The sequence below is a fragment of the Rhabdonatronobacter sediminivivens genome (assembly GCF_013415485.1).
In the GTDB taxonomy this organism is placed as follows: Bacteria; Pseudomonadota; Alphaproteobacteria; order Rhodobacterales; family Rhodobacteraceae; genus Rhabdonatronobacter; species Rhabdonatronobacter sediminivivens.
Genome location: NZ_JACBXS010000009.1, coordinates 99,572 through 112,771 on the forward strand (window position 1 = coordinate 99,572; position 13,200 = coordinate 112,771).

13 protein-coding genes are annotated in these 13,200 nt (G+C 67.7%); 5 read left to right on the top strand and 8 right to left on the bottom strand.

Translation table 11 applies throughout. The features are described from left to right. Positions 1-47: 47 nt before the first annotated feature. Genes def (HUK65_RS06430) through def (HUK65_RS06440) form a run of 3 tightly spaced genes read right to left on the bottom strand, consistent with a single transcriptional unit; the run spans position 48 to position 1,578 of the window. Complete coding sequence (gene def, locus HUK65_RS06430) at positions 48-536, bottom strand: peptide deformylase (RefSeq protein WP_179905324.1); 489 nt, start codon at positions 534-536, stop codon at positions 48-50. Positions 537-545: 9 nt separating this feature from the next. Further along, positions 546-1,049 (bottom strand): peptide deformylase, encoded by a 504-nt coding sequence (gene def / locus HUK65_RS06435; protein WP_179905325.1) that lies wholly within the window; start codon positions 1,047-1,049, stop codon positions 546-548. 4 nt (positions 1,050-1,053) lie between these two features. Beyond that, positions 1,054-1,578 (bottom strand): peptide deformylase, encoded by a 525-nt coding sequence (gene def, locus HUK65_RS06440; protein WP_179905326.1) that lies wholly within the window; start codon positions 1,576-1,578, stop codon positions 1,054-1,056. Between the two features lie 119 nt (positions 1,579-1,697). On the opposite strand from def (HUK65_RS06440), the gene HUK65_RS06445 reads away from it, so the two are divergent. Further along, positions 1,698-2,870 carry a MalY/PatB family protein gene (locus HUK65_RS06445; RefSeq protein ID WP_179905327.1) on the top strand — a complete coding sequence of 391 codons (1,173 nt, stop codon included), beginning with the start codon at positions 1,698-1,700 and terminating at the stop codon, positions 2,868-2,870. A gap of 110 nt (positions 2,871-2,980) precedes the next feature. On the opposite strand, the gene HUK65_RS06450 is transcribed toward HUK65_RS06445, so the two are convergent. Continuing rightward, positions 2,981-5,398 carry a hypothetical protein gene (locus HUK65_RS06450; RefSeq protein WP_179905328.1) on the bottom strand — a complete coding sequence of 806 codons (2,418 nt, stop codon included), beginning with the start codon at positions 5,396-5,398 and terminating at the stop codon, positions 2,981-2,983. Between the two features lie 137 nt (positions 5,399-5,535). Here HUK65_RS06450 and HUK65_RS06455 point away from each other — a divergent pair, with 137 nt between their 5' ends. Further along, a complete protein-coding gene (locus HUK65_RS06455; RefSeq protein ID WP_179905329.1) occupies positions 5,536-6,225 on the top strand; it encodes a thiamine diphosphokinase in 690 nt (229 codons plus the stop codon). Between the two features lie 26 nt (positions 6,226-6,251). Here HUK65_RS06455 and HUK65_RS06460 read toward each other — a convergent pair whose 3' ends face one another. Both HUK65_RS06460 and HUK65_RS06465 read right to left on the bottom strand, forming a co-directional pair. After that, positions 6,252-6,974 (bottom strand): glycosyltransferase family 25 protein, encoded by a 723-nt coding sequence (locus tag HUK65_RS06460; protein WP_179905330.1) that lies wholly within the window; start codon positions 6,972-6,974, stop codon positions 6,252-6,254. A gap of 119 nt (positions 6,975-7,093) precedes the next feature. Continuing rightward, the gene (locus HUK65_RS06465; protein WP_179905339.1) at positions 7,094-7,870 is read right to left on the bottom strand and encodes a rhomboid family intramembrane serine protease; all 777 of its coding nucleotides are present in this window, start codon (positions 7,868-7,870) and stop codon (positions 7,094-7,096) included. A gap of 164 nt (positions 7,871-8,034) precedes the next feature. Here HUK65_RS06465 and HUK65_RS06470 point away from each other — a divergent pair, with 164 nt between their 5' ends. Both HUK65_RS06470 and HUK65_RS06475 read left to right on the top strand, forming a co-directional pair. Next, positions 8,035-10,203 (top strand): RNA degradosome polyphosphate kinase, encoded by a 2,169-nt coding sequence (locus HUK65_RS06470; RefSeq protein ID WP_179905340.1) that lies wholly within the window; start codon positions 8,035-8,037, stop codon positions 10,201-10,203. A 116-nt stretch (positions 10,204-10,319) separates the two neighbouring features. Further along, entirely contained in the window at positions 10,320-11,249 is a 930-nt protein-coding gene (locus HUK65_RS06475) for a class I fructose-bisphosphate aldolase (protein ID WP_179905331.1), read from the top strand. Between the two features lie 118 nt (positions 11,250-11,367). Here the strand turns inward: HUK65_RS06475 and HUK65_RS06480 are convergent, their stop codons facing one another. Beyond that, on the bottom strand, positions 11,368-11,799 hold the full coding sequence (locus HUK65_RS06480) for a DUF1489 family protein (RefSeq protein ID WP_179905341.1): 432 nt from the start codon (positions 11,797-11,799) through the stop codon (positions 11,368-11,370). A gap of 141 nt (positions 11,800-11,940) precedes the next feature. Here HUK65_RS06480 and HUK65_RS06485 point away from each other — a divergent pair, with 141 nt between their 5' ends. Continuing rightward, positions 11,941-12,669 (top strand): DUF805 domain-containing protein, encoded by a 729-nt coding sequence (locus HUK65_RS06485; RefSeq protein ID WP_179905332.1) that lies wholly within the window; start codon positions 11,941-11,943, stop codon positions 12,667-12,669. Between the two features lie 365 nt (positions 12,670-13,034). Here HUK65_RS06485 and HUK65_RS06490 read toward each other — a convergent pair. Then, the coding region (locus HUK65_RS06490; protein ID WP_179905333.1) for a transposase at positions 13,035-13,200 on the bottom strand (166 nt) is incomplete at its 5' end.

Here is a 13,200-nt window from a genome sequence, read left to right on the forward strand (position 1 = left end):
CCTTTGCCCCACAGCTAGGGGCGCTGATGCGGAAAGTCGAGCCACCCTCACCCGCGCCGAGCCTTGCGCAGCAGCATGTCGCGCTTCAGGCGGCTGAGGCGGTCGAAATACATCCGTCCCTCCAGATGGTCGATCTGATGCTGCACGCTGGTCGCCCAGAGGCTGACGAAATCACGCTCCTCCAGCGCGCCCTCGGCGTTGAGGAAGCGCACCGTCACCGCGCGGGGGCGGCGGATCACGGCGCTGACTCCGGGCAGGTTGGGGCTGGCTTCCTCATGCGCGCGCAACTGGCCGCTGGCGTGGAGCACCTGCGGATTGGCCATGCGCACCGCCCTCCCCCGCGTTTCCGAAGCATCCACCACCGCCAGCCGCAGCCCCACGCCGATCTGCGGCGCGGCAAGGCCCACGCCCGGCATGGCCTCCATGGTGTCGATCATATCGGCCCAGAGCGCGCGGATGTCATCGGTGATGGCCGCGACCGGGGCGGCGGGGGTGCGCAGGCACTTGTCCGGCCAGGGGATGCAGCGGCGGATCATCGCGAGGCCTCAGCCGCAGCCCATGGCGATCAGCCGCTGCGCCGCCGCCTGGCGGGCAGGTTCGTCCAGCAGGTCCAGGATCAGCCGCCCGTTCAGGTGATCCAGCTCATGCTGGGCGCAGCGCGCGGCGGCGCCGTCCAGGTTGCGGGTGTGTTCGGTGCCTTCGGCATCCGTCCAGCGCAGGGTGATCTCGGCCGGGCGTTCGACCTCCAGCGGCAGGCCGGGGATGGACAGGCAGCCCTCGACCCCTGCCTCGGTCCGCCCCGAGGCGCCCAGGATTTCCGGGTTGATGCAGACGAAGGGATCGCGCGCGCCCTCCTTCCAGCCGGGGTCCATGACGAAGATGCGCCGCAGCACGCCCACCTGCGGCCCGGCCAGTCCCCGGCCCGGCGCGGCATACATGGTGTCCAGCATGTCAGCGGCCAGGGCGCGGATGGTGGCCACATCCTCCACCGGCAGGGCCACGCGGCGCAGCACCGGGTTGGGGTGGCGCAGGATGGGCAGGCGCGCCACGGCCCTAGCCTTCGCGCGCGCGTTCGCGCTTCAGCTTGACCATGCGCCGGGTGATCATCTGGCGCTTGATCGGGCCCAGATGATCGATGAACAGCCGCCCGTTCAGGTGGTCCAGCTCATGCTGGGCGCATGTGGCCCAGAGGCCGTCGAACTCTTCCTCCTGCGCGGCGCCATCCAGATCCGTCCAGCGCATCCGAACACGCTCGGGCCGGGTGACTTCGGCGTATTGCTCGGGGATGGACAGGCAGCCCTCCTCATAGGTGGCTTTTTCATCCGAGGCCCAGGCGATTTCCGGGTTGATCAGCACCATGGGGCGGGGGGCGGCGTCCTCCTCCTTCACGCAATCCATGACGAAGATCCGCTTGAGCACCCCCACCTGCGGCGCGGCCAGACCCACGCCGGGGGCATCATACATGGTTTCCAGCATGTCCTCGGCCAGGGCGCGGATGTCGGGCGTGACCTCGGCCACGGGGTCACAGGCCTTTTTCAGGCGCGGGTCGGGGTGGATCAGGATCGCTCGCTTGGTCATGGCGCTGATTTAGGCCAAGCCCCGGCCCCGCGCAATCGGGCACTGCGCCGGTGGCGGCATTTTCCGCTTGCAGCCGCCACGCGGGGCGGCAAGTCTGGCGCAAACAAAGAGGACAGCACATGGATTTCGACCGGATCATCGACCGCCGCGGCAGCCACAGCATGAAATGGGACATGATGGCCGCCCGCTATGGGGTGGACCCGGCGGAGGGCCTGCCCATGTGGGTGGCGGATATGGATTTCGCCGCCCCCGATCATGTGACCGAGGCCCTGCGCGCCGCCGTCGATCACGGTGTGTTCGGCTATTTCGGCGATGACCGCGCCTATCTGGCGGCGATCTGCTGGTGGATGGAGCATCGCCACGGCTGGACCGTGGACCCCGCCCATATCTTCACCACGCATGGGCTGGTCAACGGCACGGCGCTGTGCCTGCAGGCATTTACCGACCCCGGCGACGGGGTGGTGCTGTTCACCCCCGTCTATCACGCCTTTGCCCGGGTGATCGAGGCTGCGGGCCGGCGCGTGGTCGAATGCCCCATGGTGATCCGCGATGGCCGCTATGAGTTGGATTTCGACGCCGCCGATGCCACCATGACCGGGGCCGAGCGTATGGTGATCCTGTGTTCGCCGCACAATCCCGGCGGCCGTGTCTGGAGCGGCGAGGAATTGCGCGCCATGGCTGCCTTTGCCGCGCGCCACGATCTGCTGCTGGTGTCGGACGAGATCCACCATGATCTGGTCATGCCCGGCCACCGCCACACCCCCATGCCGCTGGCCGCGCCCGAATGCCTGGACCGGCTGGTGATGCTGACCGCCGCCTCAAAGACCTTCAACATGGCCGGGCTGCATGTGGGCAATGTGATCATCCCAGATGCGGGGCTGCGCAAGCGGTTCGCGGGGGTGATGGCGGCGCTGGGGATTTCTCCGAATTCGCTGGGGCTGCACGGGGTCACGGCGGCCTATGATGCGCGCGGCGCGGACTGGGTGGATGCGCTTTGCGCCTATCTGGACGGCAACCGCCGCCTGTTCGATGAGGCCATCGCCGCCATTCCCGGCCTGCGCTCGATGTCGCTGGAGGCGACCTATCTGGCCTGGGTCGATTTCAGCGATACCGGCATGACGCGGCAGGAGTTCACCGCCCGCGTTGAACAGGGCGCCGGGATCGCCGCGAACCACGGCACCACCTTCGGCACCGGGGGCGAAAGCTGCCTGCGCTTCAACCTCGCCGCGCCGCGCAGCGTGGTGCAGGACGCCTGCGCGCGGTTGCAGCGCGCCTTTGCCGACCTGCAATAGCGCGCCCTGCCCTGCCCGCGCAGTGCTGCGCGGCTGCGCGGGCCAAATGACAATCGCCGCCGCAGGGGATGCGACGGCGATCTGGGGTTCAGCGCGGTTGCGCGGCAGGATCAGCCCGCGTTCTGGCGCGCCTGCATCAGTGCGGCCGAATCATCGGCCAGAACAAAGGTGCCGCGCCCGGCGCGGTCGATCCGGCCCTGACGCAGAAGGACGCCCAGCGCGCGCATGGCATCTTCGCGGCTGGCATTGCCGCCGATCTCCGTTTCCCGCACCAGGGTCATCACCTGCGCACGGCTGAATTCAGCCATGCCTTCGACCTGGGTCAGATATGCGGCGGCGGCTTCGATCGCACCTTCCAGATCCTGTGCGCCGGTTTCGCCCAGGAAACGCAGGAACCCACCCGCATCCTGTGCCACCAGGGCAGCAGCGGCGGCGCGCGGACGCACCGGGGTCACCGGAGCCCCCGAAGTCGCGCCGTCCACACGCTGTTCGGAGACCAGCATCAGCGGCGGCTGGCCGCTGCCACCCGGGCGCGGGCGGGCGGTGCGCTCGGACCGGGCCGTCGGGCGCAGGGGGCGTGTGGGGGCCGGGGCGATGCGCTGCACCGTCGGCGTCTGGGCCGAAGCATCGGCGGGGTAGGTGTCGGTGTCTTCGGGGCCTTCGTCGGGCAGATCGTCATTGCGTGCAGCCGCTGGCGCCGGGGCGGCTGCCATGGGGGTCTCGGCGACATCCTCGCCCTCATCGGCCAGGCCGTGGGTATCGCTGCGAAGGGCGGCAGTGACCTTGTTCATGGTGCCCTCATCTTCGGGCGCCACGTCTTGCGCAGTGCTTTCGTCGGCGACGACCCTGCGCGGTGCGGCAAAGTCCTGGGCCGTGCGCGGGGTTGCAGGCTGCAGCGCGGCCACGCCCATGGGCGCGTTCTCGGCCAGGTCCATGCGGAAGCGCTGCTTCTGGCGCTCTTCCTCGACCTCGGGGCGGTGCGGGCCGACCACGGCTTCCTCGGCCCGGGCGGCGGTCACGGCGGCGCGAAGGTGTTCAAAGGTCGAACGGTTGCGCTGCGACTCTGCATCCTGCATCTGCGTGTCGGCCTTGGCCAGCAGACGGTCCATCGCCTCATCCGAATCCGAGCCATCCAGCGATGCGGCACGGCGTTCCCGGGCGCGCATTGTGGCGGCTTCCATCTCCACCTCGGCCAGATCGTCGATCAGCTCCTTCTCGGACGCCACGCTCAGCCCTGTCCGGCCCAGCGTGTTGCGCACCGCATTCCGGATTTCGCTCAGCGTGGGCACCACCAGCTTTGCCGGGGTTTCGGCCGGGGCGTCGGCCTCGGTCTCGATGTCGGTTTCGGCCTGGGTTTCGATCAGGGTTTCGAGCAGGGTTTCGGAGGGCTGGCTGTCGGCCTCGGGCGCGGCTTCCGCTGCGGCCTCGGCTTCAGACCCGGAGTCTGCTTCAACTTCGGCGTCGGCAAAGAGATTGCCGAGATCGGGCTCGGGCGCCGTGTCCTGCGCCGTGTCCAGCTCCAGCTCCAACTCCAGCTCGGCGGTTTCCTGCTCCATCTCTTCCTGTTGCAGGTCGTCCTGATCCAGCTCCAGCGCGGCGAAGGGGTCTTCGGGCGGCTGTGCGGCGGAAGGGGGCGGCGCGAAAGCCGTCTCCGTATCCGGCGCCGGTTCGGCAACCGCTTGCGGCTCGGGGGCCGATTCGGATACCGATTCGGGGATCACGGTTTCGGGGGCCACGGTCTCGGGGATCACGCTTTCGGGTATCACGGTGGGCCGGGGCGTCTGCGGCGCCGCATCATCGGCGGCCGGAGCGGGCGGGTGCCAGTCCAGGGTCGGCGCAGAGGCACCGTCCACCCCGCCCGGAACGGCAAAGGCCGCGCCTGCGGCCAGCCCGGCGGCGGTGGCCTCGGACACGGCGGGGGCGCGGGTGGCGGCCTGTTCATCGGCGCGGGCATTGGCGACGGCAGCGCGGATGCGCTCCAGCTTGTCGGTCGCATCCCCCCGCGCAGGGCGCGCGGGCAGGACCGGCGCGCTGGTCACCGGCTGGGGCGCTGGCGTGTCCTCGGGCGTGGCGGTCACGGGAGCCGGTTCGGGGGCCGGTTCGGATACCGCTTCGGGGGCCGCATCTCTGGGGGCTGCATCTTCGGGGGCCGCTTCCCGCTGCGCGGCGCGTCCGGGTGCTGCGGCGCTGGCGGCAGCCAGCGCGGTCGAGGAAATCCCCGCCGCCGGGGCCAGCCCGGTCACGGAAAGACCCTCGGACAGGGCCGAGGGTGTTTCCTGCGGGCGCAACAGGATACCGTTGTCCTGAACCCGCGCCTCGACCCGGCGCTTGATCTCGCGCTCGGCGATGCGGTGGAGCATCTCGGCATCCGGTGTCGGCGGTTCGGCGCCGAAATAGCGGTCCTCGGCCGCCAGATCACGGAAATATTCGGCAATCGCCTGCATGGTGGAAAACGGCTGGTCAAACCCTTCCAGCGTGCAGGAGAACGTGCCATAGGACACGGTCAGGATCTTGCTTGGACTAACCATCTTGCGCTCGCTTTCGTTGCCTCACATGCTTAACGATACCGCCAGGATGTGCCATTGAATGAAGATATGTTGGTCATTTGGTGATCTGAATATGGCCCCGCCAGCCCTTGTCTGCCACAATTGAGAAGCCTAGCACCATGCGCGTGATTGTGGAAACCGGCAATCCCGTGACCTTGCTGGGGGCGGGCAGCTGCAGCGCGCGGGATCTGCGCCGGGCGCTGACGATGGCGCCACATCTGGTGGCCGCCGACGGCGGCGCCGACCGGGCGCTGGCGCTGGGGCATGTGCCCGATGCGGTGGTGGGCGATCTTGATTCGCTGTCAGCCGCCGCGCGCGCAAGGCTGGACGCGGGGCGGCTGCACCGGATCGGCGATCAGGACAGCACCGATTTCGACAAATGCCTGTCGGTGATTCGCGCGCCCTGGATCCTGGCGCTGGGGTTCACCGGCGCACGGCTGGATCACACGCTGGCGGGCTTCAGCACCCTGGCCCGGTTCCCGGACCGCCGCTGCATCCTGCTTGGCGGCGGCGATCTGTGCTTTGCCGCCCCGCCCCGCCTGGCGCTGGACCTGACCGTGGGGGCGCGGCTGTCGCTGTTCCCCATGGCGCCGGTGCGCGGGGGGTCCGAAGGGCTGCGCTGGCCGATTGCCGGGCTGGCATTCAGCCCTGCGGGGGTGATCGGCACCTCGAACGAAGTCTCGGCATCGCGGGTGGCGCTGGAATTCGATGCGCCGGGGATGCTGGTCATGCTGGCAGCAAGGCACCTCAAGCCGGTGCTGGACGGCCTGCAGGCCGCGCCACGCTGGACGGAAGGCGCAGGATGCTGAGTGCCGCCAGACGGATATGCCCGCCGTCAGCGCCGCAACCGGCGCAGAATGGCAACGCAGCTGCGGATAACCGGTGTCCGGTCAAACCATTTCAGTGCGTGAATATCCGTGGCCGAGGGCCGTTGCGTGCCGAGGGTCGGCAAGATGGCAAGCGTCACCAGATCGGGGTTCTGGGCGCGCAAGGTATTGAGCGCGCCGTCATAATGCATCGGACCGCCGTTCGGATGCCCCGCCGGGCGCGACAGAACCGTTTCCAGAAATGCGCACAGAAGCGCAATTGCACGCCCCTTCACGATGTAGAAATGCGCGCAGATCACTTCATGTTCGGGCGGCAGGGCGAACAGCCCGGCATCCTCACAGATCGACTTGCCCACCGGCCCGGATGTATAGCCCGCATAGAAGATATCCCATTCGGTGCGCTCCAACGCGGCCATGACCCCCGGCAGGCGGTCCCGAAAATCGGCGGCGAAATCAAGATCGTCCTCACAAATGATGACCGAGGCGCAATTCGCGGCCATTGCCGCTTCGAGCGCACCCTTGTGGCTGAGGAAACAGCCCCGCGCGCCAAGGGTGGGAAACCCTTCGGCCGTTGTGGGGCGAACGGCCGGAAACAGCGTGATCTGCGGGTGCTGGAATGACAGGCCCAGGCGCGCAAGCTCGGCCTCGAACTCTGCGCGCCGGTCCCTGCGCGCCGGCAGGTTGATCAGAAAGAGCGGTCCGTAGCGCTCGACAAACTGCTCGACACTCATCCGCGAACCCCGCCCGTTTGCGCGACTATGCGCAAATAACCGTCACCGATCAATCGACAATACCCGCGCCGCCCGGGGTAAGGCAGAGCCGCTGCCTGACACAAGGCCGGATCGCCCCTTCAGCGCGACCACGGCCCCCGCGGCGGGGCATTGCGCCGCCGCCCGGTGCGCGGGACATGGCTGCGGCCCAGGCGATAGCTGGTCCCGGGATGGGGCGGCGCGCCGCTGGTGCGCCTCCAGAAGCGCGGCCCCCCGCGCAACAGCCATAGCGGCAAGGTCAGCAACGCCCCGGCGGCAAAGCCGCCCGCATGGGCCCAATAGGCCACCCCGCCCGCATCCACCGGCGCCGACACCCCGCCCAGAAGTTGCAGCAGGAACCACAGCCCCAGCACGAACCAGGCCGGAAAGGGCAGGATGCGGATGATGACGATCAGAAAGATGAATATATCCACCCGCGCGCGGGGAAACATCAGCACATAGCCCCCCAGCACCCCCGCCACCGCACCCGAGGCGCCCACCATCGGGATCATCGACCCCGGCGCGGCCATGTACTGCAGCCCCGCCGCCGCCACCCCACAGGCCAGATAGAACCCCAGAAACCGCAGATGGCCCCATTCATCCTCCATGTTGTCACCAAAGATATACAGGAAGAGCATATTCATCCCCAGATGCAGATAGCCCGCATGCAGGAACTGATGGGTCACCAGGGTGGCCGCCCCCTCGCCCGCGCTCAGCCGCGCGGGCACCATGCCCCATTGCTGAAAGAACAGCGCCAGCGCGCGCGGGTCCGGCAACTGGCCCCAGTACCACAGGAACACCAGCACATTCAGGCCGATCAGCGACCAGGTGACAAAGGGCACGCGGCGCGAGGGGTTGTGGTCACGGATCGGGAACATCACGGCAAGGGTCCTGACTTCTGTCCGGGCCATGGGCAACGCCTCGTCGCCGTGCGGCGTTCCATGGGCAATCGCCGGGCGCAACCCTTGCGCAGATCGAAGCAACGACGCATCTTCATGGCATGTCATGTAAGGTTGCCACCATGAATTCCGAACAGTTTTCCGTGCCACAGGCTGACTTTCTGCACGCCCCTTTCCCCGAACCCGTTACCCTGCCGGATTTCGACCCCACCGGACCGGGGCGCTTCTTCAACCGCGAATTGTCCTGGCTGGAATTCAACTGGCGTGTGCTGGAGGAAGCGACCAACCCGCGCGTGCCCTTGCTGGAACGGGTGCGGTTCCTGTCGATCTCGGCCGCCAATCTGGATGAGTTCTATACCGTGCGGGTGGCCGGTCTGCGCGAACTGGCGCGCGAAGGGAACACCACGCCTTCGGCCGATGGGCGCACGCCTGCGGAACAGATGGTGGTGATCAACGAAGACGCCCGCGCGCTTATGGACCGCCAGCAGGCGATCTGGCGTGCCCTGCGCGATGAACTGGGCGAAAACGGCATCGCCATCCTGACCCGCGCGGACCTGACCGAAACGGACCGCCCCGCCCTGCAGGCGCATTTCCTGGAAAACATCTTTCCGGTGCTCTCGCCCCTGGCGATCGACCCGGCGCATCCGTTCCCCTTCATCCCGAATACCGGCTTCTGTCTGGCGCTGCGGCTGGAACATGAAGCCACGGGACGGCGGCGCAAGGCGCTGCTGCCGGTGCCGCATCAGATCAACCGTTTCCTGCCGCTGCCCCCCGACGGCGCTTGTGACCGTTTCCTGCCGCTGGAGGAACTGCTGCTGGCCGAGCTGTCCAGCCTGTTCCCAGGCTACCGGCTGGTGGATTCCTGCGCCTTCACCGTGCTGCGCGACAGCGACCTGGAACTGGAGGAAGAGGCCGAGGACCTGGTGCGCGAATTCGAGATCGCGCTGAAGCGCCGCCGCCGCGGCGAGGTGGTGCGCATGAAGATCACCGCCGGCGCCCCTGCCCCTTTGCGCGAACTGGTCATGCGCGAATTGCACGTCGCCGCCGATGAGGTGGTCGAGATCAATGGCCTCATGCGCATTTCGACGCTCAGCGAACTGATGCTGGACAGCCGCCGGGACCTGCAATGGCCCGGCTTCACCCCGCGCGTGCCCGAACGCGTTCAGGACCACGAAGGCGACATGTTCGCCGCCATCCGGCAAAAGGACATGCTGCTGCACCACCCCTATGAGACCTTCGACATGGTGGTGCGCTTTCTGGAACAGGCCGCCCGCGACCCCGATGTGCTGGCCATCAAGCAGACGCTCTACCGCACCTCACGCGAAAGCCCCATCGTCGCCGCCCTGTGCGAGGCCGCCGAGGCGGGAAAATCCGTCACCGCCTTCGTGGAGTTGAAGGCCCGCTTCGACGAGGCCGCCAACATCCGCCAGTCGCGGCGGCTGGAACGCGCGGGCGCGCATGTGGTCTATGGGTTCATCGACCTGAAGACCCATGCCAAGATCAGCGCCGTGGTCCGGCGTGAGGGCAAGCGGCTGGTCACCTATACCCATTGGGGCACCGGCAATTACCACCCCATCACCGCGCGCATCTACACGGACCTGAGCCTGTTCACCTGCGATCCGGCGCTGGGGCGCGATGCCGCGCGGGTGTTCAACTACCTGTCCGGCTATGCCGAACCCGAGGTGCTGGAAAACCTGTCGATCGCACCGCTGTCGCTGAAGCCGCGCCTGCTGGAGTGGATCGCGGCCGAAGCCGACCACGCCCGCGCCGGGCGCCCGGCGGCGATCTGGGCCAAGATGAACTCGCTCATCGATGCCGAGGTGATCGACGCGCTTTATGCCGCCAGCCAGGCCGGAGTGAAGATCAGCCTGGTGATCCGCGGGATCAACGGCCTGCGCCCCGGCGTGCGCGGCCTGTCCGAGAACATCCGCATCAAATCCATCGTCGGGCGCTATCTGGAACATTCGCGCATCGTCTGTTTCGGCAACGGGCACGGGCTTCCGTCGGACCAGGCGCGGGTGTTCATGAGCTCGGCCGACTGGATGGGCCGCAATCTGGTGCGCCGGGTGGAAACGCTGGTGGAAATCCACAACCCCACGGTCAAGACCCAGATCGTCGAACAGATCATGGCCGCAAACCTGGCCGATGTGGCGCAAAGCTGGGTGCTGCACCCCGAAGCCCGCGCCGCCCGCGTGCCGAACGACCCCGAGGCCTTCAACTGCCACCGCTTCTTCATGGAGAACCCTTCGCTTTCGGGGCGCGGCTCGGCCGGGGCATCGGACGCGCCGCTGCTGACCCATTCGCGGGACTGACCGGTGCCGCGCAACGGCGATAGCGTTATCAGCGCCGATGTGAGCGCAACCGCCATTGTTTTGCGCGATTGTGCGGCGTAATCCTGTGCGCAACCAGAACCAAGGAGAGATGCCCCATGCGCGCGACCCGCACCGTCCGGAAAATCCTGTCCCATTACGAAGGCGAAACCCCCGGGGTGAAGGCGCAACTGTGCCGCATGCTGATGCAGGGCAAGCTGGGCGGGACCGGCAAGATGATCATCCTGCCGGTGGACCAGGGGTTCGAACACGGCCCCGCACGCAGCTTTGCCCCCAACCCCGCCGCCTATGACCCGCATTATCATTACCAACTGGCGCTGGATGCGGGGCTGAACGCCTATGCCGCGCCGCTGGGCATGATCGAGGCCGGGGCCGATACCTTCGCCGGGCAGATCCCCACCATCCTGAAGGTCAACAGCGCCAATTCGCTGATGTCCGACACGGCGGGCAAGAACCAGGCGATCACCGGCTCGGTGGATGATGCACTGCGGCTGGGCTGTTCGGCCATCGGCTTCACCATTTATCCCGGCAGCGATTGCGCGCTGGACATGTTCGAGGAAATCAGCGCCATGCGCGAGGAGGCCGCCGCCAAGGGCGTGGCCACCGTGATCTGGTCCTATCCGCGCGGCGAAGCCGTGACCAAGGACGGCGAGACGGGCATCGACGTGGCCGCCTATGCCGCCCAGATCGCCGCCCTGCTGGGCGCGCATGTCATCAAGATCAAGCTCTCGACCGATCATCTGATGCTGCCTGAGGCCAAGAAGGTCTATGAGGCGCAGGGCATCGACATCGCCACCCAGGCCGCGCGGGTGAAGCACTGCATGGAGGCCAGCTTCAACGGCCGCCGGATCGTGGTGTTTTCCGGCGGGGCCAAGAAGGGCACCGATTCCGTCTATGATGACGCCCGCGCCATCCGTGACGGCGGCGGCAACGGCTCCATCATCGGGCGCAACAGCTTCCAGCGCACGCGAGAGGATGCGCTGGACATGCTGGGCAAGCTGGTGGACATCTACAAGGGCAAGGCCTGACCCCGGGCGGGCTGCGCACCCGCCCCCAATCGCGCCCGGCGGAGACATCCGGCCGGGCGCGGGGTGTCCCGGTGCTGAAGGCCGTCCGTCCATCGGCACGCCAGCCTTGGCGGGCCGCTCAGCGCAGACCCAGGTCGGACAGCGCCGCGTCCAGTTCCGGTGGCAGGGTGTCATCGCCCTTGCGCGGGCTGGGCAGATCGGCGGGGGCCTCGGCCGCGGGAAGGTAGCGCCAGCCCTGGAAGGGGCGGCGCAGGGCGGCGCGGGTGCGGATGATCGCAGGGTCCAGCACAATGGCGCAGCGCCGCACCCCGTCGGCGCCGATCCATTCGTCCAGCCGCACCAGCCGCTGCCGCGCCTGCACCGCGCCCTTGATCACCCAGTAAAGCGACCCGCCCGCCAGCAGTTCCTCGGCCCGTTTCGGCCACATGCGGGTCACATGCACCGGCAGCCCGTCAGCCCCCAGGGCCCGGCGCGTGCCCTGCCAGGTGATCAGATCCTCGACGCTCTCGGCGCCGACGCAAAGCTTGATAAGGTGAAGCTGTCCCGCCATGCCCGCCAGATAGCGCAGCACGGCGCCGGGGACAACGCGCTGTGGCCGCAAAAGCGCCCCGGCGCAGGTTAGCGCCAACGCGGGCTTGACGGTGGCGCACCGGTGCCGGACCCTTGCGTCATAACTTTTCGGAGCCCTGAATTGACCGACACGCCCTGGTATTACGTTCTTGACGGCAACCGCGTCGGCCCCGTCGCCGCAGCCGAGATCGCAGCCCTGATTTCCGAGGGCGTCCTGAGCCGCCGCACCCTTGTCTGGCAGGAGGGAATGGACGGCTGGGAACCCGCCAGCACCCATTTCTCCCCCGATGCGCCCCCTCCACTGCCCGGCCTGGCCGACCTGCCCCGCGCGGGCCAGCGCCGCAGCCCTCAGCCAGAGCCCACCACCGGGCTGGACGGGCTCTATATCCATGCCCCTGCCCGCGGGTTCTCCGAAGCGATCCGGGTCTGCCTTGGTAACTACATCGCCTTCTCGGGACGGGCCAGCCGGTCGGAATACTGGTATTTCTTCCTGTTCACGGTGCTGGCGGGCCTTGTTGCGGCGGTTCTGGATGCGGTCCTGTTCGGCACCGGATGGGAGGATGAGTTCAGCCCCCTCAACACCCTTACCAATCTGGCGCTGCTGCTGCCCATGCTGGCGGTGGGCTGGCGGCGGTTGCATGACATCAACCGTTCGGGCTGGTGGATCGGAGGGTTCTGGCTGGCCCTGATGGGCGGGGGCTTTCTGATCGGGCTGATGGGGGCGACAGGCGGCCTTGCCGGAGCAGGCGCGGGTGCCGCCCTTCTGGGCATTGGCGTGCTGGTCTATTTCATCGTCATGCTGGTGTTCCTGTGCACCCGCGGCGACCCGGGACCGAACCGCTTTGGCTAATGACGGCCCGGTGCGGTGGGTCCCTTGTGTCGCGGCACCACCCGCACCGACGAGGATGCGAGGGTCCGCGCTGCAGGCCTTTCAACCATTCGTCCCCGATCCGTTGCGGGCGAGTTCCCGCACAGAGGGTGCGAGCCGACCGACCGCCAGGAATCCGAACGCAAGGCAACCTACCATCCACGGCGACTGCGCGGCTTGTGTACCATCCTCCGACCCCTGGATTGGCCAGGGGTTCTCCGATGCGATGAACCGCAGACCCAAGCTGCCGCCACGGCGGATCATTCGGCAGCGAAAGTCAATGAAAGCGGCTCAGTCTCCGGCCATATGCCGGTCTGAGAGTCCGATTCATAATGGTCTGAATGATTTCAGGTTCTTGCGATGAGGCGGGTGAGGCGACGGATGTGGGCGATGAGCAGCCATGCCTCGGCGCTCTCGACTGTTCTTTCCCAATCCCTTGCCAGACGGCGGCAGCGGCCAAGCCATGCGAAGGTCCGCTCGACGACCCATCTGCGGGGCAGAACCTCGAAGCCA

Coding starts and splice junctions, on each gene's coding strand:
- HUK65_RS06475 (WP_179905331.1), top strand. CDS start 10,320: ATGCGCGCGACCCGCACCGTCCGGAAAATCCTGTCCCATTACGAAGGC.
- HUK65_RS06455 (WP_179905329.1), top strand. CDS start 5,536: ATGCGCGTGATTGTGGAAACCGGCAATCCCGTGACCTTGCTGGGGGCG.
- def (WP_179905326.1), bottom strand. CDS start 1,578: ATGACCAAGCGAGCGATCCTGATCCACCCCGACCCGCGCCTGAAAAAG.
- HUK65_RS06465 (WP_179905339.1), bottom strand. CDS start 7,870: ATGTTCCCGATCCGTGACCACAACCCCTCGCGCCGCGTGCCCTTTGTC.
- HUK65_RS06460 (WP_179905330.1), bottom strand. CDS start 6,974: ATGAGTGTCGAGCAGTTTGTCGAGCGCTACGGACCGCTCTTTCTGATC.
- HUK65_RS06450 (WP_179905328.1), bottom strand. CDS start 5,398: ATGGTTAGTCCAAGCAAGATCCTGACCGTGTCCTATGGCACGTTCTCC.
- def (WP_179905324.1), bottom strand. CDS start 536: ATGATCCGCCGCTGCATCCCCTGGCCGGACAAGTGCCTGCGCACCCCC.
- HUK65_RS06480 (WP_179905341.1), bottom strand. CDS start 11,799: ATGGCGGGACAGCTTCACCTTATCAAGCTTTGCGTCGGCGCCGAGAGC.
- HUK65_RS06445 (WP_179905327.1), top strand. CDS start 1,698: ATGGATTTCGACCGGATCATCGACCGCCGCGGCAGCCACAGCATGAAA.